Source organism: Candidatus Mycobacterium methanotrophicum, assembly GCF_023515995.1.
GTDB lineage: Bacteria > Actinomycetota > Actinomycetes > Mycobacteriales > Mycobacteriaceae > Mycobacterium > Mycobacterium methanotrophicum.
The window spans coordinates 3,609,847-3,631,540 of sequence record NZ_CP097320.1; the positions used below are offsets into that span (position 1 = coordinate 3,609,847).

Consider the following 21,694-nt stretch of genomic DNA (forward strand, 5'->3'; position numbering starts at 1 on the left):
GCTTTACTGGATGTCTGGGATTTCTTGGCAGTTGGGAGTGGTGGGCGGGCCATTGAATCGGTCTGCGATCCACGCCATCGATCTTTCACCGTCCACCCACCACGGCAGCACGTGATTGAAGATCGCCAGCTTTTCCCAAAATGGCGTCTCGTAATTAGTCCACAGTTGCACATCGGCGCCCTTGTCGCACCAGTCCTGCGCTAGCTGGCGAACGCCGCCCCACGGTATGAACGGGTCCCAACGATTGGATTCCAACAAGACCGGCATGGCCGGTTTCCGGCCTCCGAGTCGCTGGGCCGCCAAGATGGTATGAACGGGCTCGGAGTTGAACAGCTCGTAGGGGTCGGTGTTGAAATACGCGGCGCCGAGGAACGCGTTCCACGGCACGAGGTGGCGGAAGCCGAAATCCCAGAGTCCTTCGACCAGGCACATGCTCGCCGAGCGGCTAACCAGCTCCTGGCCTCGAGGCGCGAGCGTGGGCGCCAGCACCGGGGCGGCCTCCGGATAGGCAGCCAACACACCGTTGAGCAACCACCCCACCGCCACCAGGAAGACGTTGCCGTCAACGAACGGGGGAAGCAGGGTCAGGTCCGCAGGCGGGGCGCCGCTCCACGCGCCGACGACGTTCAGGTCGGGCGCGTAGTCCGCGGCGATTTCGGCTGCGTCCGCGGAGACTTGCCCGCCGGTCGCCGACCAGCCCCACAGCGCCACCGGCCCGTGGGGGTCCAGCGACGTACCCGGCAACTGCATCGCCGCTCGCGCGGCGTCGAGCAGCGGCGGTCCGGCCGCATCACGGATGAGGAACGGCACCGGGCCCGGAGTGCCCACTCCGGTGCCGTCGGCGACAACGACACCGAAGCCGCGGGCCACCATCGTGGCGAGGAAGCCCTCGTCGAGGTTGAGCATCAGATCCTGGCCCGATGAAAAGTGGACGCCCTGATCCAGCAGCCGCGACTCTGCGCATTGATCCCCTAGGCCGAGCGGCGATGCCGCGTACGCGATCAGCGGCCGCGGGCCGGGGCCTGGCCACGGGTCATTAGGTTCGAGGTAGGTTCCGGTATCCGCCACCGGATTGCTCCGCGCGTCAGTGCTGCGGTACATGATGCGGGTGGCGTGGGCGACCCACGACCCAAGCTGCCCGGACGGCTCGAGCCTGATGCCGTTCTGCGTCTCGGACCGGATCAACGCTCCGGGCCTGCCCGGCGGCAGCGGGTCCGGCGGGGTATAAAACGCATGGTAAGCCGACTGGTCAGACCAGCAGTTGGGGTCGGGCTCCGGGCAGTGTTCTTCGAACTGCGGGGGATCTGCAAACGCGCTCGGTGCGATGCTCAGCGGCCCACCTAACAGGAGGGCCGCCACCAACGCGAGCACAATCCGACCCGCCCGAAGGCAGCGAGTCGCCCCCACGCACAATCCAGCCCGAATCGATGAGCCGCCCCCCGCGAGGGGGAATACGATCGACCGGCGGGCCAGTGAGACCAGCGTCCGTGGCACGGGTGGAGGTTAACACCGTGGTTACGCTTTTGAAACGAATCGAGACGACGAAGGCCGTGCAAACCGGCCGAGCTTTGGAAAGTTTTTGGCAGATACTTCCACCGTTAACGGAGCAGATTTGGTTCTCGGTGCCGGTTGCTCCTTCTGGGGGTCGTAGCGGCAACGGCCTTTTCGTCAGGGGATCGCCAGGACGCGGTTGAACGCGTCGGCGAATTCGTGCGCCCAGGGCCAGGTTTCGGGGATGCGGAGGAACAGGTGGCGGGAGTGGTTGATCAGCCGGGCGGCGGTGTGCAGCAGCCGGTGCCGCAGGGTGTCGGGTTCGGCCTTGGCCGGTGGCCCGTCGAGCAGCAGCAGCCTGATCCAGCACAGCAGGCCGATCGCGCAGCGCCGCGCCCCGATCATGGGTCACCCCCGGCCGCGGCAGCGCCGCCGACAATCCCGCGGTGAGCCCGGTCGCATCCGCCGGCATCCGCGGCATCCACGCACCCGCCGTGCCCGACCACATCGTCGCCGCGGACCTCGACACGAAGATTCTTCGGCCACTCCGTAGTACCGTGCATCTGTCAGGTGCGCTCCCCATCCTGGATACCGGAACGTCAGACAACCCGATTACCCGTGTGGCAGCGCACCTTTCACGTTAACGACACCCGATGCCAGTCAATTAGGTGAAAAGTCGAGGCTTGCGAGCAAGCTGAGACTGCTCTGTCGTTTTGCCTCATCGGCATCAGCGAAATGGGTGGTAAAGCCGTTGATTAGGGCCTGGGGTGTTGTTTGATAGACCTGACTTTGACTCGCATGGGTAATACCTCAAAAGGCGTCCGGTGATCGTTGTTCGTTGTTGACTTTAAGCACGCAGAACATGTGCATGGCATGCGCATGTGATAGCTTGTGGCTATGGCAGTTGCGATTCAGATCAAAGATGTCCCTGAAGAAGTTCGCGACGCGCTGGCAGCCCGCGCCGCGGCGCGCGGCCAGTCCACCCAAACGTATCTGCGATCGCTGTTGGAACGGGAGTACCAGGCTCAACGCAACCGGCAGCTCTTGGAGGCATTGGCTAGTCATCGCAGCCTGACCATGACAGCCGAGGAAGTGGCGGCCGTCATCCGCGCCGACCGCGGCGGGTGAGTTTTCGCCTGTGATTGTGGTGGACGCAGGCGTGCTGGTGGTGGCGCTCACGAGCGGCACTGCCCAAGGCGACGCGGCACGCGCGGCCCTGAGCGGCGACGACGGCTGGCTCGCACCGGCCCACATGCCGGGCGAGGTGCTGCGCACCCTGCACAAAGCCGTATTGCGCGAGCAATTGGAGCTCGAGGACGCCGAGGCCGCCGCCGACACCGCCACCGCACTCGCCATCGAATACGTGCTCCCTGATGCACTGCTCCTGCGCGCCGCCTGGGCCTGGCGGCACAACATCTCGATCTACGACGGCCTGTATGTCGCTGTCGCCGCCGAACGCTCGGCCGCCGTGATCACCGTCGACAGACGCTTGGCCAATGCCACTGATCAGCTCGGTATCCCGGTCGCGATCACCCTGCTCCAGTAACGCAGCCGTAGATCGTGACCATCAGTGGTTGGGCTGGCAGGTTGACCAGTGCAGCAGGCTATCCAAGCAGTGCTCCTGCCGAACTCATCATTTAGTCAAGAACTTTCTGGGGCTGGCGCGAGCAGCAACTGCCCGACGGCACCCTGATCCTGACCTCACCGTCGGGCCAGACCTACGTCACCACACCCGGCAGCGCCCTGCTGTTTCCCGGCTGTGCCGCTCCACCGGCGGCATCCCCGCAGCCGAAACCGACCCCGCCGTCGACTACTGCGGTGATCGCACCGCGATGATGCCCAAACGCCGGCGCACCCGCGCGCAAAACCCGCGCCCACCGCATCGCGGCCGAACGCCGACAAAACCACAACGCCCGGATGAGCCGCCGGGCAAGACAACTCAGCTACTTCGGACCAGCCCCACCCTCCAACAACGACGACGACGACCCAGAACCGTTCTGAATCGGCCGGCGCCGCAGGGTCGTACCGTGCACGGGTGCCAAAGCCCGCGACACCGACGCCCGCCCCGGCCGCCCAATGCCGGGGCGATTAAACCCATCCGCAGCGCTTGTTCACGCGTCGATGACCACGCGATCGTCGGTCGCGCGGGATACGCAGACCAGCATCTCACCGTCGTCCTCTGCGGTGCGGCCGCGGCGGTCGACCCGCCCGCCGAGCACCTTGACCTTGCAGGTGCCGCAAAAACCCTGCTGGCAGGAATATGCCGCGTTCGGATCGTTGTCGAGCATGACGTCGAGCGCCGACCGGTTGGCAGGCACCTCGAGCACCCGCCGCGACCGGGCGAGTTCCAGCTGGAACGGGACGCCGTCGACGACGGGAGCAGGGCTGAAGCGCTCGTAGTGCAGCGGCGCATTGGCGTGCTCAGTAAAAGCCGAGCGGGCGATGCGCACCGCCTCCAGCATCGGCGTCGGCCCGCACACGTACACCGGCGTCGTCGGCAAAGCGCCGACGAGCAGTTCGTCGGCCGTGGCGAACGGCCACGCTCGTCGTCGTCGCTCCTCCGACCGGGCGGACCGCACAGCGAGTATTGGCGACGACGGCCCGACGGCAGCTGGACGTCGATGTGCCCACCAGGCGAGTCCGCCGAGCACCGCGCCAAGACCCACAGCGCCGTGTAGAGACGATCTCGCTTGCGGCGACCGTAGATGTCGGCGGGCCTGCTGGCCCAGATCGATTGCGTCACAATGCGCTTAGCTCCGCCGCAAGTCGTAACGCGCGAACAGCCGGACCAGCGAGGGACTGATGCGGCGCAGCGCGTAGCCGACCCGGGATTCGGGCGCAATCGGTAGCACAGCTGGGCCCGTCTTCACAGCCTTGACGATCGCTTTCGCGGTGGCTTCCGGTGTGTAGTTGCGGCGCCGGTACGCGGCATCGGCCTTCCGGCGGGCACGCTCCTGCTCGTCGGCCGACATCCCGGCGTAGACCGTGCTTTTCGCGATATTCGTGTTGACGAGCCCCGGACACACCGCCGTGACGGTGATGCCATCGTCGGCCAGGTCGGCGCGCAGTGCTTCGCTAAAGGCCAGCACCGCGGCCTTCGTCGTGCCATAGGCGATCATCGACTTCGACGGCAGGAACGCCGCGGCCGACGACACGTTGATGATGGTTCCGCCCTGGCCGCGCTCGACCATCTGCGTGCCGAACGCGCGGCTTCCGCTGATCACGCCGCGCAGATTCACCGCCAAGATGTTGTCCCAATGCTCGGGCGTCGTCTCCAGGAACCGGCCCGCGATCCCGATGCCGGCGTTGTTCACCAGGATGTCCACCACGCCGTGCTCGTCGTTGACTTGTGCGCCAAGCGTATTCATCGCCGTTTCATCCCCGACGTCGACCTGATAGACCGGGGCGCCGCTGCCGGCGTCCACCACCGCCGCGGCGGTCTTTTTGGCCGCGGCGAGGTCGCGGTCGACGATCACCACTGTCCGGGCACCTTTGCGGGCCAACTCGATCGCGGTGGCCCGGCCAATCCCGGCGCCCGCCCCGGTGACCAGGGCCAGCTTGCCCCGCACGTCGCGCCGGCCGGCGCCCACCACCGATGGGCCCGACGGCGCCGCGCCGCTGACGACTCGGTCGATCCACTCACTGGTCAGCCTGGCGATGACGTCGGGACGTGAGGTCACCACCCAATGACCACCTTCGATCGGAACGACCCTGCCGCGGGGCGGTATTGAGCCGGTGAACCGCTGCAGCGCAGGCGTGACGAACAGATCCATCCGCGGCACCAACGCCTGGACCGGGACTCCTGTCTGGGGCAGCTGCGCGCCGGGGGCCAGAAACGGCCCGGGCATGTTGGCCCGGTACAGGTTCAGGCCATTGATGTAGTCGCCGGTTGACCGTACTGGCGCGACATCCCGGCTCCGCGTGCTCGAGTTGCCGATACGCCCAAAGACGTCAATCACTTTCACGCCAACGCCGGACCGAATCATCAACTCCGGCAGGCCGGGGCACAAGAATAACCAGATGTATCCCGACGCCATCAACTGGCGCAGCACGTCAAAGACACCGCGCGCAGTGCGCGCTGACCGCAAGAACTTGCCGGCATAATTCAGGTGCGGGCCCGAGATCGACGTGAACGATGCGACCTTGACCATCACCGCCTCGTCGGTGACTGCGGCCCAGCCCTGAAGCGAGCCCCAATCGTGGGCCAGCAAGTGCACCGGGCCGACGCCCAGACTGTCGATCACCGCACCGACATCGGAGATCAGTTGGGCAAAGCGGTAACCGGATCGGTCCGGCGGGCATGCCGATTCGCCGGCGCCGCGCACGTCGTAAGCCACAAAGTTGTATCGGCCGTCTAGCCGCTCGGCAAGGTGTTCAGCCACGCCGTCCCATAGGTGGTGGTTGTCCGGATACCCGTGAATCGCCAACACGGTCGGCCGCTGCGGGTCGATCTCGGTGTAGGCGTGCACGGCCAGCGTTACGCCGTCGGACGCGGTCACGCATGTGCGGCTCATGCGCCGCTCCTCCTCATCGCTTCGCTCTGCATCGTCGCCGGCATCATCGGCGTGACCGCCAGCTGGGCGCGCACCTGTCGCCAATAGCCGACCCGCAGATGCTTCATCACGTCGAAGGCAACCGCCTTGTGCTCGACTTCCCCGGCCCCGTGCCAGCGCAGCATGTCCAGCATCACCGGGTCGGTGCCGATCGCGTCATGCTGCGGAGTGTCCAAAATCCACTCCCCCAGGATTGCGGTGTAATGCTCGATCGCCGCCACGATCGCCACCTGCTCGAGCAACCAGCCGTGTCGTCGTCGCAGACTCCAGCGGGGGCGTTCGCCAATCAGCGATCAGCGGCAGGGTCTTCTTGAACACGTCGACGAAGAACTCTTCGCCCGCGGGCAGCAGCAGGTGCAGGACGTTGAAGACGTGGGTGGTGAACGGCTCACCGGGCACGTAGTGCGACGGCAGCTTGGACCAGTCGAAGTCGACGTCGCGCGCTTCGAGGACCAGTCGTTCGCGGTCGGCCGGCGCCCCACGACGTGACAGATGGGGCCTGACAGGCGTCGTCGCTGATTCGTGAACATCGTGATCCCTACCTTCAGGTTGCTTTACAAAGCGAGCCTGATGTCTAAAGCCCGTTCGCACCGCAGCATAAACCGGTACCCCCGGTATCGGGAATCCCCCGGTGCTAGGTAGGGGCTGCGCCGCGCAGATGCTCGAAGATCAGCGACGTCTGCGTGCCCGCCACGTCGGCGTCGGCGTTGAGGTTTTCGACGACGAACGAGCGCAGATCCTCGGTGTCGCGGGCGGTGACATGCAAGAGGAAATCGTCTGCGCCGGCCAGGAAATACACATCCATCACCTGGGGTTTGCACCGGATCTGCGCAATGAAATCCCGGATCCTGCCGCGGGCGTGGGACTGCAGGCTGACCGAGATCATCGCCTGCAGCGGCAATCCGACCGCAACGGGGTCGATGTCGGCGTAAAAGCCGCGAATGACGCCCAAGTCCAGCAACCGCCGAACGCGACCATGGCAGGTCGACGCGGCGATGTCGAGTTCGGCAGCCAGCGCGCTGTTGGTGATGCGGGCGTCTGCGTGCAGCAGGCTCAGAATTCTTCGGTCCACCCGGTCCAGAATGGGAGGCCGAAGATCCTTCGGCACAGGCTCGTCAACGGCAGGCGTTTCCGTGATTTGTACGGGCACTGCCCAATTCTAGAACAGTGTCTTCACTATCTTTGAATGACATTCGAATTTTCTTCATAATGGAGGGATGCGCGTCGGAATCCCCACCGAGACCAAGAACAACGAGTTCCGAGTGGCCATCACCCCTTCCGGCGTCACCGAGCTGACCCGCCGCGGCCAGGAGGTGTTGATCCAGGCCGGCGCCGGAGAGGGCTCGGCAATCGCCGACAGCGATTTCAAGGCCGCGGGCGCGCTAGTGGTCGCCACCGCCGACGACGTTTGGGCTGACGCCGATCTGGTGCTCAAGGTCAAGGAGCCGACGGCGATCGAGTACGCCCGGATGCGACGCGGGCAGACCCTGTTCACCTTCCTGCACTTGGCCGCCTCCCGCGCCTGCACCGAAGCGCTCTTGTCGTCGGGCATCACATCTATCGCCTATGAGACCGTGCAGACCGCCGACGGCACGTTGCCGCTGCTGGCCCCGATGAGTCAGATCGCCGGGCGGTTGTCGGCCCAAGTCGGTGCGTATCACCTGATGCGCACCCAGGGCGGCCGCGGCGTGCTGATGGGTGGTGTGCCCGGTGTCGAGCCGGCAAACGTCGTCGTGATCGGCGGCGGCACCGCCGGCTACAACGCCGCCCGGGTCGCCGGCGGGATGGGCGCTGCGGTCACGGTGCTCGACGTCAACATCGACAAACTGCAAGGACTCGACACCGTGTTCGGCGCACGGGTGCAGACCCGCTACTCGACCGCCCTGGAGCTCGAGCAGGCCGTCAAGCGTGCCGACCTGGTCATCGGCGCCGTGCTGGTGCCCGGCGCCAAGGCGCCCACGTTGGTGTCCAATTCGCTTGTCGGGCAGATGAAGCCGGGCGCGGTGCTGGTCGACATCGCCATCGACCAGGGCGGCTGCTTCGAGGACTCACATCCGACCACCTACGACGACCCGACGTTCGCCGTCTACGAGACGCTGTTCTACTGCGTGGCCAACATGCCGGCTTCGGTGCCGAAAACATCGACGTTCGCGTTGACCAACGCCACCATGCCCTACGTCATCGAGCTCGCCGACCACGGCTGGCAAGCGGCCTGCCGATCCAATCCCGCACTCGCCAAAGGGCTTTCGACGCACGACGGAACGCTGCTATCCCAGCGCGTGGCCGCCGACCTCGACCTGGCGTTCACCGACCCCGCGGACGTGCTGCTGGCCTGACCCGCAGGTTGCGTGCTAGACAGACGACGTGAGTTCACTCGCCGACGACACCCGCTGGATGGACGCGGTCGACCAGGCCGCCTTGGTGCGAAAAGGCGAGGTGACACCGCTCGAGTTGCTCGACGCGGCCATCGAGCGCATCGAGCGCGTCGACCCCCTCGTCAACGCCGTGGTCATCCGCTGGTTCGATCATGCCCGCGACACTGCCCGAGCGCAGTTGCCCGACGGGCCGTTTCGTGGCGTGCCGTTCCTGATCAAAGACCTGTTCGCCGGCTATGCCGGTCAGCGCATCAGCAACGGCAACCTCGCGTTCAAGAACGCGAAGGTGATCTCGGACGCCGACACCACGTTGGTCAGCCGCTGCCGCCGTGCCGGTTTGGTGATCGCCGGCCGGACCAACAGCCCCGAACTCGGCAGCGTGCCAACGACCGAACCGCTCGCCTGGGGCCCGACGCACAACCCCTGGGACATGAGTCGTTCGCCTGGCGGCTCAAGCGGTGGCGCAGCCGCCGCCGTCGCCAGCGGGATGGTCCCGTTCGCGCACGCCAGCGACGGCGGCGGCTCGATCCGGATTCCCGCCTCGTGTTGCGGGCTGGTCGGCCTGAAGCCGAGCCAGGGCAGGATCTCGCTCGGCCCGATCCGCGACGAAACCGCGCTGTCGGTCGAGCTTTGCGTGAGCCGTAGCGTGCGCGACACAGCGGCGCTGCTCGACGCGGTTCGGGGACCCGCTGTCGGCGACACGGTGATCGCGCCCGCTGCTTCCCGCCCGTACGTCGACGAGGTTGGCGCCGACCCGGGCCGGTTGCGGATCGGCCTGCTCGACCACCATCCGCAAGGCGGCGCCGTCGCACCCGAATGCGCCGCGGCCGCCCGCTCAGTCGGCACGTTGCTCGAATCCTTCGGCCACACAGTCGATCACGCGTGGCCCGCCGCGCTCGAGGATACGTCGTTCATCTCCCGCTTCGGCGCCATGTGGAGCACGAACATCGGCGTGAGCCTGCGGCGGTTCGAAGCACAGCTCGGACGCCCCCTCACTGACGACGAGTTCGAACCGATGAACCGCATCCAGGCCAAGTACGGCGAACACCTGGGCGCCGTCGACTATGCGCTTGCGCTATCGGCCACCACCCAATTCCGCCGGGCGCTGCAGGCCTGGTGGGCCGACGGCTGGGATCTTTTGCTCACGCCGACGGTGGCCGAGCTACCGCTGCCGCTCGGCACCATCGCCAACCACCCCGATCACCCGATGGATGCTCTGGAACGTTCGGGGCAGTTCATTCCGTTCACCCCGCCGTACAACATGAGTGGCCAGCCCGCGATCAACGTGCCGGTTGAGTGGACCGACTCCCGCCTGCCGGTCGGCGTGCAGTTGGTGGCCGCGTACGGACGCGAAGACGTCCTACTCCAAGTGGCGAGTCAACTGGAAGCCGCTAAGCCCTGGGCGCAGCGCAAGCCCCAGCTGTCTTAGACGTCGCCGAGCGTCTTGACGATGTCCTTCGCCGGCCCGACACGCGCGGCCCGGTAAGCCGTTCCCGCCCACAGGTTGGTGCCGTGCGGGTCCTCCACGACGGCCGAGGCCTTGCGGATCGGTGAGGTCATGTGGTTGACCTCGGGATAGCCCAGCGGCGCCACGTCGTCGAACAACCGGGTGAACTCGTTCTCCAAGCCGCGCGCATACCGTCCCGAAAATACCCGAGTGACAATGGTGTTGACGAACTCCGGATGCCGCAGCGCGGCGCGGTGCGCGGCGTTGGTGCCGGCTTCGTCGGACAGCAGCAGCGCGGTGCCGATCTGCGCGGCGACCGCCCCCCTGTTCATCACGGCGGCGACGTCCTCGGGGGTGCCGAGCCCGCCGGCTGCGACCAACGGGACATCATGCGCGCTGCGGATGCGGGCAAGCAACTCGTGCAACGATTCTTTACCGGGGTCCATGTCCGGCGCGAAGGTGCCGCGGTGACCGCCGGCGTTGGGCCCCTGCACGATCAGACCGTCTGCACCGGCGGCGAGCGCCACCCCGGCCTCGTAGGTCGACGTCACGGTGTTGAACAGCAGAATTCCCAGGGCGCCGAACCACCGCATGACGCCTGGTGGCGGCGCGCCGAAGGTGAACGACACCATCTCGGGCCGTAAGTCGGCCACCACTTCGAGCTTTTGTTCCCAGCCGTCGTCGTCACCGAACCGGGGGTAACCTACCTCGACGGCGTAGTGCTCGGCCAGCTCATCGAGCGCCTCCGCGTAGTGGTCCAGCGCGTGCACGTCGGCGACGCTGGGTTGCGGCACAAACAGATTGACGCCCAGCGGGCCGGTGGTCGCGGCGCGCGCGGCGGCGATGTCGTCGGCGAAACGGTCCGCACTCACATAACCGCTGGCCAAAAAACCCAGGCCGCCGGCATTAGACACCGCCGCCGCCAGCGCCGGGGTACCTGGGCCACCCGCCATCGGCGCTCCCACGATTGGCACGTCGAGATCCCAGAACCCCAGTACCATCGCGCTAGCCTGCTATCGACCGAAGCTGCCCCGGCAGCGACCTTTTCGACTGATAGGGGCCGAGAACGGCCACTCCGTACGGATTGGCCAGCAACCGGCGGGCCGTCGCATTAACCTCATCCACGGTGACCTCGTCGAGCTCTTGCAGTGTGTGGTCGATCGTTCGGTGCTCACCGTAGTTGAGTTCGCTGCGGCCGATGCGGTTCATCCGGGAATTCGAGTCCTCCAGGCCGAGCACCAGCCCGCCACGCAGTGAACCTTTGGCGATCCGGCATTCCGCCTCGGTAATGCCATCGCGTGCCACGGTCTCGAGCACCTCGGTAGTGACCCGCGCGACTTCGGCGAAACGCTCGGGCAGACATGCGGCGTAGACCGACAGCGCACCGCTGTCGGAGAACATGTCCACCGACGAGTAGACCGTGTAGGCCAGCCCGCGAGATTCCCGAACCTGTTGGAACAGCCGCGAACTCAAGCCGCCGCCGAGCGCGGTGCTGAGCACAGAGAGCGCCCAGCGATGCTTCCAATGCCGGCCAGGCGTGCGTACTCCCAGACAGACGTGGGTCTGTTCGGCACTGCGGTTGGCCAGCGTCAATTGCGGGCGACCGGCGATCCGGCCGGTGCCCTTGCGCGGCGGCACCGGCCACCGGCCGCTGACCAACCGCGGCCCGAAGTGTTCGCGGACCATGGCCGCCACGTCATCGTGATCCACATTGCCGGCCACCGCGACAACCATCCGTTCGGGTGTGTAGCGCCGCATGTGAAATGAGTGCAGCTGTGCGCGCGTCATCGCCGAGACCGACGCCGCGCTGCCGATGACCGGACGGCCCACCGGGTGGTCACCGAAGAGCGCCGCCAAGAACATGTCGCCCAGCGCGTCCTCAGGGTCGTCGTCGCGCATGGCGATCTCTTCGAGCACCACGTCGCGCTCGAGCTCAACATCGTCGGCGGCGCATCGTCCGTTGAGTACCACGTCGGCGACCAGGTCGACGCCCAGCTCCAAATCGCTGTCGAGCAGATGCGCGTAATAGCAGGTGTGTTCCTTGGCGGTGAACGCGTTCAGCTCACCGCCAACCGCATCCACCGCCTGCGCGATGTCGACAGCTGTGCGCGTCGGGGTGGATTTGAACAGCAGATGCTCGAGGAAGTGCGCCGCGCCGGCCACGGTCGCACCCTCGTCGCGCGATCCGACGCCCACCCAGACCCCGACCGACGCGGAGTGCACCCCGGGCAGGTATTCGGTGACGACTCGCAAGCCCCCGGGCAGGGTGGTGCGACGCAACGCGGAAGACGGCTGGGCGCTGTGGCGGCTACGGCGCAGCGGCTGCGCGCCCGGGCTAACTGCGGGTCGTCGCGGCATCGGCTTCCGAAGGCGACGATGCGGGCTCCGGGGCGGGGCTTGCTGCGTCGCCGTTGCCGGATTCTGCGGCTCCTTCCTCCACGAGCACCAGCGAGATCTTGCCGCGCTTGTCGATGTCGGCGATTTCCACGCGCAACTTGTCGCCGACGGTGACGACGTCCTCGACCCTGGCGACGCGTTTGCCCTTGCCGAGTTTGGAGATATGCACCAACCCGTCGCGGCCGGGCAGCAGCGACACGAACGCACCGAAGTCGGTGGTCTTGACCACCGTTCCGAGGAATCGCTCGCCGGTCTTGGGCAGCTGCGGGTTGGCAATCGCGTTGATCCGGTCGATCGCGGCCTGCGCCGAAGGTCCGTCGACGGCGCCGACGAACACCGTGCCGTCGTCCTCGATGGAGATCTGCGCGCCGGTTTCCTCGGTGATCGCGTTGATGATCTTGCCCTTAGGGCCGATCACCTCGCCGATCTTGTCCACGGGCACCTTGATCGTGGTGACCCGGGGCGCATAGGGGCTCATCTCGTCGGGTTCGTCGATGGCCTCGGCCATCACCTCCAAGATGGTCAGCCGGGCGTCTTTGGCCTGCTCGAGCGCGCCCGCGAGCACCTGCGACGGAATCCCGTCGAGTTTGGTGTCCAGCTGCAGCGCGGTGACGAAGTTCTTGGTACCGGCGCACTTGAAGTCCATGTCCCCGAACGCGTCCTCGGCGCCCAAGATGTCGGTCAGGGTGACAAAGCGGCGCTCGGTGCCCCCGCCCTCGGTCTCTTCAACCTCTATGTCATCGGAGACCAGGCCCATCGCGATGCCGGCGACCGGTGCCTTCAGCGGCACCCCGGCGTTGAGTAACGCCAGCGTCGACGCGCATACCGAGCCCATCGACGTGGAACCGTTGGAGCTCAACGCTTCGGAGACCTGACGGATGGCGTAGGGGAACTCCTCGACGCTGGGCAGCACCGGGATCAGCGCGCGTTCGGCCAGCGCGCCGTGGCCGATCTCGCGCCGCTTGGGTGAGCCCACGCGTCCGGTCTCGCCGGTGGAGAACGGTGGGAAGTTGTAGTGGTGCATGTAGCGCTTGGAGGTCTCCGGGCCCAGCGAGTCGATCTGCTGAGCCATCTTGACCATGTCGAGGGTGGTGACGCCCAGGATCTGGGTTTCGCCGCGCTCGAACAGCGCGCTGCCGTGCGCCCGTGGCACCACCGCGACTTCTGCTGACAGCGCGCGGATGTCGGTGACGCCGCGGCCGTCGATGCGGAAGTGATCGCTCAGGATGCGTTGGCGCACCAGCTTTTTGGTCAGTGCACGAAACGCCGCCCCGACTTCTTTCTCCCGGCCGGCGTAGGTGTCGGCCAGCCGCTGGAGCACCTGAACCTTGATTTCGTCAGTGCGGGCATTGCGCTCGTTCTTGCCGGAGATGGTCAGCGCGGCGGACAGCTCCTCGGTGGCCACCGAGGACACCGAGGAGTACACGTCGTCGCCGTAGTCGGGGAACACGGGGTATTCGGCGGTCGGTTTCGCCGCAGCGTCGGCCAGCTCCTGCTGGGCGCTACACAGCGCCGCGATGAACGGCTTGGCGGCCTCCAGGCCTTGTGCCACAACGCTTTCGGTGGGCGCCTGGGCGCCGCCTGCGACCAGCTCGATGACGTTCTCGGTAGCCTCGGCTTCGACCATCATGATGGCCACGTCGGCGTTGTCACCGGTGCCTGAGACCACCCGCCCGGCGACCACCATGTCGAAGACCGCGCGCTCGGTCTGCTCGACGGTGGGGAACGCGACCCAGGTGCCGTCGATCAGCGCCACTCGCACGCCGCCGACCGGGCCGGAGAACGGCAGGCCCGCCAGCTGGGTGGACGCCGACGCGGCGTTGATGGCCACGACGTCGTAGAGCTCGTTGGGGTCCAGGCTCAGGATCGTCACCACGACCTGGATCTCGTTGCGCAACCCGTCGACGAACGACGGGCGCAGCGGGCGGTCGATGAGCCGGCAGGTCAGGATCGCGTCGGTCGAGGGCCGGCCTTCGCGACGGAAGAACGAGCCGGGGATGCGGCCGGCGGCATACATCCGCTCCTCGACGTCGACGGTCAGCGGAAAGAAGTCGAATTGCTCTTTGGGGGTCTTGCCGGCGGTGGTCGCCGACAGCAGCATGGTCTCGTCGTCGAGGTAGGCGGCGACGGCGCCGGCGGCTTGCTGGGCCAACCGGCCGGTCTCAAATCGGATGGTGCGGGTGCCGAAGCTCCCGTTGTCGATAACGGCGGTCGCTTCGAACACGCCTTCGTCAATTTCAGCTACAGACATGGGTGTCCGTATGGCCTCTCTGGATTTGTTCAACTATTTCGCGTGGTCACGCTAAACCGCGCGGGTTCGGTGACCCTGGATGCAGCGACGGCCATCGATCGAAGCTGCCGACCGGTCCCGATTCGGGAGCCCGGCAGCCACTACCGAAGACCGCGCGACGCAGGTCTCGATATGGGTTTGTGACTCGCTGGAACGGAGCACGCGGATCGCGCACGCCGCACCTGCTCGGGCCGGTACGGCCCAGAACCTCCTCACTCTACACGTCGACCTGGCGATTCCTACCCGCCCAGGGGCCAGCCGGTCGCCGCGACGGGACCGCGACACTTAACGAGTCGCGAAGACGCGCCGACGGGATTGGCAACCGTTTAAGTTTCGGTGAAACACCGCGGTGCGCCGACGGGCAACCGAGGTCAGCGGCGCAGGCCCAGCCGTTCAATCAGTGAGCGGTAGCGCTCCACGTCGATCTGTGCGACGTACTTGAGCAGCCGGCGCCGGCGCCCCACCAGCAGCAGCAGACCGCGGCGTGAGTGGTGGTCGTGCTTATGCACCTTGAGGTGCTCGGTCAGGTCGGCGATCCGCCTGGTCAGCAGGGCGACCTGCGCCTCGGGCGATCCCGTGTCGGTCCCATGCAGGCCGTAAGAGCCCAGGATTTCCTTTTTTTGCTCGGCTGTCAGCGCCACGAAATATCTCCATCAATCGGTCCGCGATCAAATCCAGGCTGCGGCCGCCGCGAACTGCAGCACGCGCCATTTCGTCAGGGAGTCTAACAGCGGCGAACCCGCGGGCCCGAAACGCAGAAGTCAGCGGGTGGAGAGCAGGGCGCGGGCCCGGTCGGTGTCCCTGCCCATCGCGGCCACCAGTTCCGCCACTGATCCGAACTTTTCCTGCCCGCGGATCCGGGCGACAACGTCCAGCGCCACATGCTGTCCGTACAAGTCAGCGCTGGTGTCGAGCACAAACGCCTCCACGGTACGGGTGCGCCCGGAGAACGTCGGATTGGTGCCCACCGAAACCGCGGCCTGGTAGCGCTCGCCCGGCACCACCGCGCCGGTCACCGGCCCGTGGCCGACCACGGTGAACCAGGCGGCATAGACACCGTCGGCCGGAATGGCCGAGTACATCGGCGGGGCCACGTTGGCGGTGGGGAAACCCAGCTCGGTGCCGCGTCCGTCGCCGCGCACCACCACACCTTCGACGCGGTGCGGACGCCCCAGCGCTTCGGCGGCGGCAACCACGTCGCCGGCGTCGACACAGGACCGGATGTACGTCGACGAGAACGTCACGGTTTCGGTGTCAGGGTGCTTGCGCACATGCTCGGAAACCAGCGACATCGATTCCACTGCGAACCCGAATCGCTCGCCGGCGCGACGCAGGGTGTCGACGGTGCCGGCGGCCTTCTTGCCGAAGGTGAAGTTCTCACCCACCACGACTTCCACCACGTGCAGGTCTTCGACCAGCAATTCGTGTACGTAGCGCTCCGGGGTGAGCTTCATGAAGTTCGTGGTGAACGGCATCACCAGAAACACATCGATGCCGAACTCCTCGGCCAGCTCGGCACGTCGGGTCAGCGTCGTCAGCTGAGCCGGGTGACTGCCCGGGAAGACCACTTCCATCGGGTGCGGGTCGAACGTCATCAGCACGGTCGGCACATCGCGGGCCCGACCCGATTTCACCGCGTGTGCGATCAGCTCGGCGTGCCCGCGGTGCAGACCGTCGAATACTCCGATCGTGAGCACGCATCTGCCCCAGTCCGTGGGTATCTCGTCCTGACCACGCCACCGTTGCACAACCGCTAGCCTACGGCGCAAGCTAGCGGCTGATTGTCCGAGAGCCCGTTGTGCGACTCCTCAACGGGCCGCGGGCGGCCCGTGTCGTCGTCGCACGAGCCCCCGATCAAGTGAGGATTGCTTAAACTTCCGTTGTGTGCCCTGACTCTCGCGGCGAAGAGCCCCGCGAGCTCACCGCGGTTGCCCAGGACTACCTGAAAGTCGTCTGGAACGCCCAGGAGTGGTCTCGGAAGAAGGTCAGCACCAAAATGCTGGCCGAGAAGATCGGGGTGTCGGCCAGCACCGCGTCGGAATCCATCCGCAAACTCGCCGAGCAGGGCCTGGTCGACCACGAGAAGTACGGTGCGGTGACGCTGACCGAGTCGGGGCGTCGGGCGGCGCTGGCGATGGTGCGCCGCCACCGACTGCTGGAAGCCTTCCTGGTCGAAGAGCTCGGTTACAGCTGGGACGAAGTGCACGACGAGGCCGAGGTGCTCGAGCACGCGGTGTCCGACCGGCTGGTGGCACGCATCGACGCCAAGCTGGGTTTCCCGCAGCGCGATCCACACGGTGACCCGATCCCGGGCTCCGACGGGCAAGTGCCCACGCCACCGGCCCGCCAGCTATGGTCATGCGCCGACGGCGACACCGGCACCGTGGCGCGGATATCCGACAAAGACCCCGAGATGCTGCGCTACTTCGACAGCGTCGGGATCAGCCTCGACTCGCGGCTGCGGGTGCTGACCCGGCGCGAATTCGCCGGGATGATCTCGATTGCGGTCGAATCGGCTGACTGCGCACCCACCACGGTCGATCTCGGAAGCCCCGCCGCACAAGCGATTTGGATGGTAGCGCAGTAGCCCTAGCTGTTTCCGCCCGCGATCGCGCGAGCGTGATGGGCATCCCGGGTGGCTTCTTCGACGTGTGCTAGTGTCCTGCGCCTATAATTCGTTTCATGAGTCGTTGGATGGACTGGAGGATCTGTTCAGCGGTTTTGGTCCGCACGAATGGTTTTGGGTTGTCATTCCAGTTGGCCACCCAGGCGCGGATGTCTTTTTCCAGGGTCTGCACGTTGCGGTGGTCGCCACGTTCGATCAGTTGGCGGGTGAGTTCGGCGAACCACCGCTCAACTTGGTTGGTCCAGCTGGAATAGGTTGGCGTGTAGTGCATGTGGAAGCGGGGGCGCTTGTCCAGCCAGGCCGTGACGGTGGGCGCTTTAGGGGCGCCGTAGTTGTCGCAGACCAGGTGCACGTCCAAGTCGGCGGGGACCTCGGTGTCGATCTTTGCCATGAACTTCTCGAATTCCACCGCGCGGTGGCGGCGGTGCAGCGAGGAGATGCGACTTGCTCAAGCCCGACCGCTTGGCCATCGATGCGCGTGACCAGTGCGTGGCATTGTCCGGGGTGGACTCCAGGGTGGCCACGACCACCTCTTCGACCTGCTCGGCGGCGATCGTGGCTGGCCGGCCCGGGCGCGGTTCGTCGACCAATCCATCGCAGCGCGCTTCGACGAACCGGGCCCGCCACTTACCCACCGTTGGTTGCGACACGTGCTCTTGGGCGGCGACCTTCTCACCAACGGCGTCGATTTCCTGTCTACCGGCCTCCATCCGTTAAGTCTCTGAGCGCCCGCCAGCCCGGCTCAGCGCGACGACGTTGCCGGCAGAGCGACGCCAGCGATCTCGCGCAAATGCACACACGCGCGCTCCCATCGCCGCCGCGCACGCTCAGAATCTCGGTCGACAAGGCTGGCAACAAGGATTCCCCGCAGTGCGTCCATCGCGGTGTAGACGATGTTGCGGAGCTGCTTTTGCGCGGGGTGCTCCGGCGGCAACTGGGCGATCGCGGCAGCACCGTCGCCCAAGGTGCGCGGACCTCGTCGACCGGCGCACCATGACTCGGTTACGGTGTGGGCATGCTCGTTGCGCTGCGGCGCCACCAGATTGTGGCGGGGTCTTTTCTGCTGCTGATCGGCGTGCTCGCGGGGTGCGGCCATAGCGGCAGCTCAAGCGCACCAGCGGCGACGAGTTCGGCTAAAGCGACGTGGTCGCCGCCGCCGGTGGCACCGCCTGACCCCCAGACCCTGCTCAGCGCGGGCGCCACCGCCGTGGCGCAAGTCGCGCACAGCGTGCTGAGTTTTATCGAAACCGAGCAAAGCCAGGCATGGCGGGTGCGTGTGGTGGCGCCCGACGGCGCCGAACAGCAGCTGGACATCAGCTCCAACGGGACGACGGTGTTGGTGGGACCGACTTCCCGGGACAACAGCGGCGCCGACACCGCAGCCCGCCGCGCTCGGGTGATGGCCGCGCATCTGGACTACCGGGCCGCCGTCAAGAAGATGCTTGACGCCGTGCCCAGCGGATCCATCACCTATCTGAGCCTGGCCGACACCGACGGAGCCACCTGCTGGGAAGCCGATGTCTGGGACACGAATCTCCTCGAGCACAAAGTCGCCGTCAACGCGACGACCGGCGCGGTGCTGCACAACAAGCAGATCTAGCCGGCGAAGCCCGTCAACGCCGCGTGCGGCCGCAGCACGTGGGTCTTGAGTTCGCCGGCGTCTCACCGCCGATCGGCCCGGCGGACAACGTAGGCCCGCCCTGACGCCGAGTGGATCACAAGGTGGCCGGCCGGATCACGACCACCGACTTGGTCGTCGGGCCGTCGTCGCGCAGCAGCGCGATCACCCGGCCGTTTGCGTCGTGGGCGGCGTAGACGCCGTCGATGCCGGCCGGGCTGAGGCGCCGGCCGTTGGCGGCCGCGTCGGCCTGCTCGGCGGTCAGCGCGCGGCGGGCAAACAGCTGCAGGCACGCCTGGTCGAGGGTCAAGCTCAGCTCCGGCCGCTCGGCCAGCGCGTCGAGCGAGCGTGCCTGGTCCACACCGAACCGTCCCACATGGGTGCGCCGCAACGCGGTCAGGTGACCGCCGACCGCCAGCGCGCCGCCCAGGTCGCGGGCCAGGGCGCGGATGTAGGTTCCCGACGAACAGTCCACCGCGACATCGAGATCGATCACGCCGCTCCCGCGGCGTAGGGCCAGCATCTCGAACCGGTCGATGCGCACCGGCCGCGCGGCCAGCTCGACGGCCTGACCCTCTCGGGCGAGCTTGTAGGCGCGCTGGCCGCCGACCTTGACGGCGCTGACCGCCGACGGCACCTGCATGATGTCGCCGCGCAACCCGGCGATCGCGGCGACGATAGCCGAGTCGGTCAGGTGCTCTGTTGAAACCTGTTGCAGCAGTTGGCCTTCAGCGTCATCCGTCGAGGTGGTCCGACCGAGTCGGATGGTGGCCGCATACGACTTCGACGCGCCGGTGAGCAACCCCAGGATCTTGGTGGCGCGCTCGATCCCGATCACCAGCACGCCGGTGGCCATCGGGTCCAGCGTTCCGGCGTGACCGACCCGGCGGGTGCCGAAGATGCGTCGGCACCGCCCGACAACGTCGTGGCTGGTCATCCCGGCCGGTTTGTCGACGATGACGAGGCCGGCAGTCATAGCACGATCGCCGTGAGCACCAATTCCCGTTCCACCGACCACCGTCCGGCCAGTTTCGTCAGCGGCGGGCCCGAGAGTGTGGCGCCGTCGATCAGGATGACCGATTCGAAAGTGCCGGTGGCGCCGGCGCCGTCGACCCCGAAGGTGATGTGCGCGTCCTCGAAGCCGAGCCAGCGTTTGGTCAGCGGGAACCACGCCTTGTACGTTGCCTCCTTGGCGCAGAATAGGATTCGGTCCCAATGCACACTGGCCGGCATGCCGGCCATATCGCCGCGCTCTTCCGGAAGGCTGATCGCGTCGAGCACGCCGTGCGGCAGCACGTCATGCGGCTCGGCGTCGACGCCCACCGAACGCACCACCGCACCCCGGCCGACCACCGCGCCACGGAAGCCCGCACAGTGGGTAAGGCTGCCCACCACCTCGTCGGGCCAGCATGGTTCGCCTTTCTCCCCCTTGAGGATCGGTACCGGGGGTAACCCGAGTTCGGCTAATGCCAGCCGAGCGCAGTGGCGCACGGTGATGAACTCGTTGCGCCGCTTGGCCACCGACCGCGCGATCAACGGCTCCTCTTCGGGCATCGGCGCCAGCCCGGGCGGGTCAGAATACAATTCGGCAGCTGCCAAGGCCCTGCTGCCGGGCAGCACCGACGACAGCAATGTGCTCAGCGTCATCGTGATTGCCGCTGGCGCAGTCGTTCTCGGAACTGCTGCGCCTGCGCTCGCATCTCTTCGGTGATGACGAAATGACCGCCGAAGTCGTTGAGATAGCCGGGCGCATAGTGCGGGTCGGGCAGCACTTGGCGCAACCAGCTGAACGGTTTGCGCCGCCGCCATTCCCGCGGGTAACCCACCGACACCTCTTCGAAGCGGACACCGTCGTACCAGGTGGTGCGCGGGATGTGCAGATGACCGTAGACCGAGCAGATCGCGTTGTAGCGGGTGTGCCAGTCGGCGGTCCCAGTGGTTCCGCACCACAGCGAGAACTCCGGGTAGAACAGCGAATCGCAGGGCTGACGCACCATCGGGAAATGGTTGACCAGCACCGTCGGCGTCATCCAGTCCAGGTCTTCGAGTCGCTTGCGGCTGGCGGCCAGGCGATCGCGACACCACGCGTCGCGGGTCGGGTATGGCTCGGGTGACAGCAGGTACTCGTCGGTGGCCACCACGTTGCGTTCGCGCGCAATCGCGAGCCCCTCGGCTTTGCTGGCCGCGCCCGCCGGCAAGAACGTGTAGTCGTAGAGCACGAACAGCGGGACGATGGTGGCCGGCCCGCCGCGATCGGTCCACACCGGAAACGGGTGTTCGGGGGTCACGATCCCCATTTCGTCGCACATGTCGACCAGGTAGTCGTAGCGGGCGCGGCCACCGAGCTGCTTTGGGTCCTTGTTGGTGGTCCACAGCTCGTGGTTGCCGGGCACCCAGATCACCTTGGCGAATCGTCGCCGCAGCAGATCCAGCGCCCAGCGGATCTCGTCGGTGCGGTCGGCGACATCACCGGCGACGATCAGCCAGTCGTCCGGCGACGACGGATACAGCGATTCGGCGACGGGCTTGTTGCCGCTGTGCCCGGTGTGCAGGTCGGAGATCGCCCAGAGGGTCGGCTGCCTGGCGGTCTGCTCTGATGCCACGACTCCCCAGCCTAACGGGCGCGGGGATGCATGCTGCGCCGCAGGATTAGAACAGGTTCTCGTTTTACCCTGTGATCGCGCGGATGCGACTTGTAAACTGGAACCTCAAGCCCACCTATCACAGCAGCTACTGGTACTTCTCCTGCATGGTGATCTTCAAGACCAGCTGCGGGGTCATCCAGCAGTCGCTGTTCTACTCGACGGTCTACTCCAGCCCCGAGGTCGACTGCCCGTCCACCAACCTGCAGCGGGCAAACGAGCTTTCGCCGTGCTACAAGTTCTGACCCGCGTCCG

Annotated in this window: 22 protein-coding genes and 3 pseudogenes; 8 read left to right on the plus strand and 17 right to left on the minus strand. The window is 66.6% G+C overall.

The features are described from left to right. Window positions 1-3: 3 nt before the first annotated feature. Both M5I08_RS18755 and M5I08_RS18760 read right to left on the minus strand, forming a co-directional pair. Complete coding sequence (locus M5I08_RS18755; RefSeq protein ID WP_249762897.1) at window positions 4-1,359, minus strand: lipase family protein; 1,356 nt, start codon at window positions 1,357-1,359, stop codon at window positions 4-6. Between the two features lie 309 nt (window positions 1,360-1,668). Next, entirely contained in the window at window positions 1,669-1,896 is a 228-nt protein-coding gene (locus M5I08_RS18760; RefSeq protein ID WP_219065462.1) for a transposase, read from the minus strand. Window positions 1,897-2,388: 492 nt separating this feature from the next. On the opposite strand from M5I08_RS18760, the gene M5I08_RS18765 reads away from it, so the two are divergent. Continuing rightward, entirely contained in the window at window positions 2,389-2,619 is a 231-nt protein-coding gene (locus tag M5I08_RS18765; protein WP_219065463.1) for a FitA-like ribbon-helix-helix domain-containing protein, read from the plus strand. A 31-nt stretch (window positions 2,620-2,650) separates the two neighbouring features. Beyond that, window positions 2,651-3,037: a type II toxin-antitoxin system VapC family toxin gene (locus M5I08_RS18770; RefSeq protein ID WP_249762898.1), complete on the plus strand. Its 387-nt coding sequence runs from the start codon at window positions 2,651-2,653 to the stop codon at window positions 3,035-3,037. A gap of 565 nt (window positions 3,038-3,602) precedes the next feature. On the opposite strand, the pseudogene M5I08_RS18780 reads toward M5I08_RS18770, so the two are convergent. The 4 genes and pseudogenes from M5I08_RS18780 to aldR all read right to left on the minus strand — a co-directional run bounded on the left by M5I08_RS18780 (window position 3,603) and on the right by aldR (window position 7,194). After that, window positions 3,603-4,234: pseudogene (locus M5I08_RS18780) on the minus strand (flavin reductase family protein). A gap of 7 nt (window positions 4,235-4,241) precedes the next feature. After that, window positions 4,242-6,005 (minus strand): SDR family oxidoreductase, encoded by a 1,764-nt coding sequence (locus M5I08_RS18785; RefSeq protein WP_219065465.1) that lies wholly within the window; start codon window positions 6,003-6,005, stop codon window positions 4,242-4,244. A 41-nt stretch (window positions 6,006-6,046) separates the two neighbouring features. Beyond that, window positions 6,047-6,536, minus strand: a pseudogene (locus M5I08_RS18790) (metal-dependent hydrolase); the annotation flags it as partial. Between the two features lie 142 nt (window positions 6,537-6,678). Beyond that, a complete protein-coding gene (gene aldR, locus M5I08_RS18795) occupies window positions 6,679-7,194 on the minus strand; it encodes an HTH-type transcriptional regulator AldR (RefSeq protein ID WP_219065466.1) in 516 nt (171 codons plus the stop codon). Window positions 7,195-7,261: 67 nt separating this feature from the next. Here aldR and ald point away from each other — a divergent pair, with 67 nt between their 5' ends. Continuing rightward, a complete protein-coding gene (gene ald, locus M5I08_RS18800; protein WP_219065467.1) occupies window positions 7,262-8,380 on the plus strand; it encodes an alanine dehydrogenase in 1,119 nt (372 codons plus the stop codon). A gap of 28 nt (window positions 8,381-8,408) precedes the next feature. Continuing rightward, window positions 8,409-9,848, plus strand: coding sequence for an amidase (locus M5I08_RS18805; RefSeq protein ID WP_219065468.1), 1,440 nt, complete (start codon window positions 8,409-8,411; stop codon window positions 9,846-9,848). Here the strand turns inward: M5I08_RS18805 and M5I08_RS18810 are convergent. The 5 genes from M5I08_RS18810 to M5I08_RS18830 all read right to left on the minus strand — a co-directional run bounded on the left by M5I08_RS18810 (window position 9,845) and on the right by M5I08_RS18830 (window position 16,301). Then, window positions 9,845-10,867, minus strand: coding sequence for a nitronate monooxygenase (locus M5I08_RS18810; RefSeq protein WP_219065469.1), 1,023 nt, complete (start codon window positions 10,865-10,867; stop codon window positions 9,845-9,847). The two genes, M5I08_RS18805 and M5I08_RS18810, sit on opposite strands and share 4 nt — an antisense overlap. A 4-nt stretch (window positions 10,868-10,871) precedes the next feature. Then, window positions 10,872-12,224, minus strand: a complete 1,353-nt coding sequence (locus M5I08_RS18815; RefSeq protein ID WP_219065470.1) for a M16 family metallopeptidase — start codon at window positions 12,222-12,224, stop codon at window positions 10,872-10,874. Further along, window positions 12,202-14,514: a polyribonucleotide nucleotidyltransferase gene (locus M5I08_RS18820; protein WP_219065471.1), complete on the minus strand. Its 2,313-nt coding sequence runs from the start codon at window positions 14,512-14,514 to the stop codon at window positions 12,202-12,204. The genes M5I08_RS18815 and M5I08_RS18820 overlap by 23 nt, the downstream gene beginning before the upstream one ends. Before the next feature lie 410 nt (window positions 14,515-14,924). Continuing rightward, entirely contained in the window at window positions 14,925-15,194 is a 270-nt protein-coding gene (gene rpsO, locus M5I08_RS18825; RefSeq protein ID WP_219065472.1) for a 30S ribosomal protein S15, read from the minus strand. Window positions 15,195-15,314: 120 nt separating this feature from the next. Then, on the minus strand, window positions 15,315-16,301 hold the full coding sequence (locus tag M5I08_RS18830; protein ID WP_219065473.1) for a bifunctional riboflavin kinase/FAD synthetase: 987 nt from the start codon (window positions 16,299-16,301) through the stop codon (window positions 15,315-15,317). A gap of 134 nt (window positions 16,302-16,435) precedes the next feature. On the opposite strand from M5I08_RS18830, the gene mntR reads away from it, so the two are divergent. After that, entirely contained in the window at window positions 16,436-17,140 is a 705-nt protein-coding gene (gene mntR, locus M5I08_RS18835) for a manganese-binding transcriptional regulator MntR (RefSeq protein ID WP_219065474.1), read from the plus strand. A gap of 67 nt (window positions 17,141-17,207) precedes the next feature. Here mntR and M5I08_RS18840 read toward each other — a convergent pair whose 3' ends face one another. Together M5I08_RS18840 and M5I08_RS18845 are read right to left on the minus strand one after the other, a co-directional pair. Continuing rightward, window positions 17,208-17,588, minus strand: a complete 381-nt coding sequence (locus tag M5I08_RS18840) for a transposase (RefSeq protein WP_249762899.1) — start codon at window positions 17,586-17,588, stop codon at window positions 17,208-17,210. After that, window positions 17,497-17,769 (minus strand): hypothetical protein, encoded by a 273-nt coding sequence (locus M5I08_RS18845; RefSeq protein WP_249763405.1) that lies wholly within the window; start codon window positions 17,767-17,769, stop codon window positions 17,497-17,499. The genes M5I08_RS18840 and M5I08_RS18845 overlap by 92 nt, the downstream gene beginning before the upstream one ends. On the opposite strand from M5I08_RS18845, the gene M5I08_RS18850 reads away from it, so the two are divergent. Then, on the plus strand, window positions 17,665-17,904 hold the full coding sequence (locus M5I08_RS18850) for a hypothetical protein (protein WP_249763460.1): 240 nt from the start codon (window positions 17,665-17,667) through the stop codon (window positions 17,902-17,904). The genes M5I08_RS18845 and M5I08_RS18850 overlap by 105 nt on opposite strands. A 17-nt stretch (window positions 17,905-17,921) precedes the next feature. On the opposite strand, the gene M5I08_RS18855 is transcribed toward M5I08_RS18850, so the two are convergent. Then, entirely contained in the window at window positions 17,922-18,143 is a 222-nt protein-coding gene (locus M5I08_RS18855) for a hypothetical protein (protein ID WP_219065477.1), read from the minus strand. Between the two features lie 51 nt (window positions 18,144-18,194). Here M5I08_RS18855 and M5I08_RS18860 point away from each other — a divergent pair, with 51 nt between their 5' ends. Further along, window positions 18,195-18,779, plus strand: a complete 585-nt coding sequence (locus tag M5I08_RS18860; RefSeq protein ID WP_219065478.1) for a PepSY domain-containing protein — start codon at window positions 18,195-18,197, stop codon at window positions 18,777-18,779. Window positions 18,780-18,894: 115 nt separating this feature from the next. Here the strand turns inward: M5I08_RS18860 and truB are convergent, their stop codons facing one another. From truB to pptH, 3 genes are read right to left on the minus strand one after another with little or no spacing between them, the layout of a single operon-like run. Then, complete coding sequence (gene truB / locus M5I08_RS18865) at window positions 18,895-19,773, minus strand: tRNA pseudouridine(55) synthase TruB (protein ID WP_219065479.1); 879 nt, start codon at window positions 19,771-19,773, stop codon at window positions 18,895-18,897. Beyond that, window positions 19,770-20,444 carry a 4'-phosphopantetheinyl transferase PptT gene (gene pptT / locus M5I08_RS18870; RefSeq protein ID WP_219065480.1) on the minus strand — a complete coding sequence of 225 codons (675 nt, stop codon included), beginning with the start codon at window positions 20,442-20,444 and terminating at the stop codon, window positions 19,770-19,772. The genes truB and pptT overlap by 4 nt, the downstream gene beginning before the upstream one ends. Next, window positions 20,441-21,400, minus strand: coding sequence for an ACP phosphodiesterase PptH (pptH, locus tag M5I08_RS18875; RefSeq protein WP_219065481.1), 960 nt, complete (start codon window positions 21,398-21,400; stop codon window positions 20,441-20,443). Before pptH ends, pptT begins: the two co-directional genes overlap by 4 nt. Window positions 21,401-21,498: 98 nt before the next feature. Between pptH and M5I08_RS18880 the strand changes: the two are divergent. Beyond that, window positions 21,499-21,684, plus strand: a pseudogene (locus tag M5I08_RS18880) (DUF3558 domain-containing protein); the annotation flags it as partial. Window positions 21,685-21,694 lie beyond the last annotated feature (10 nt).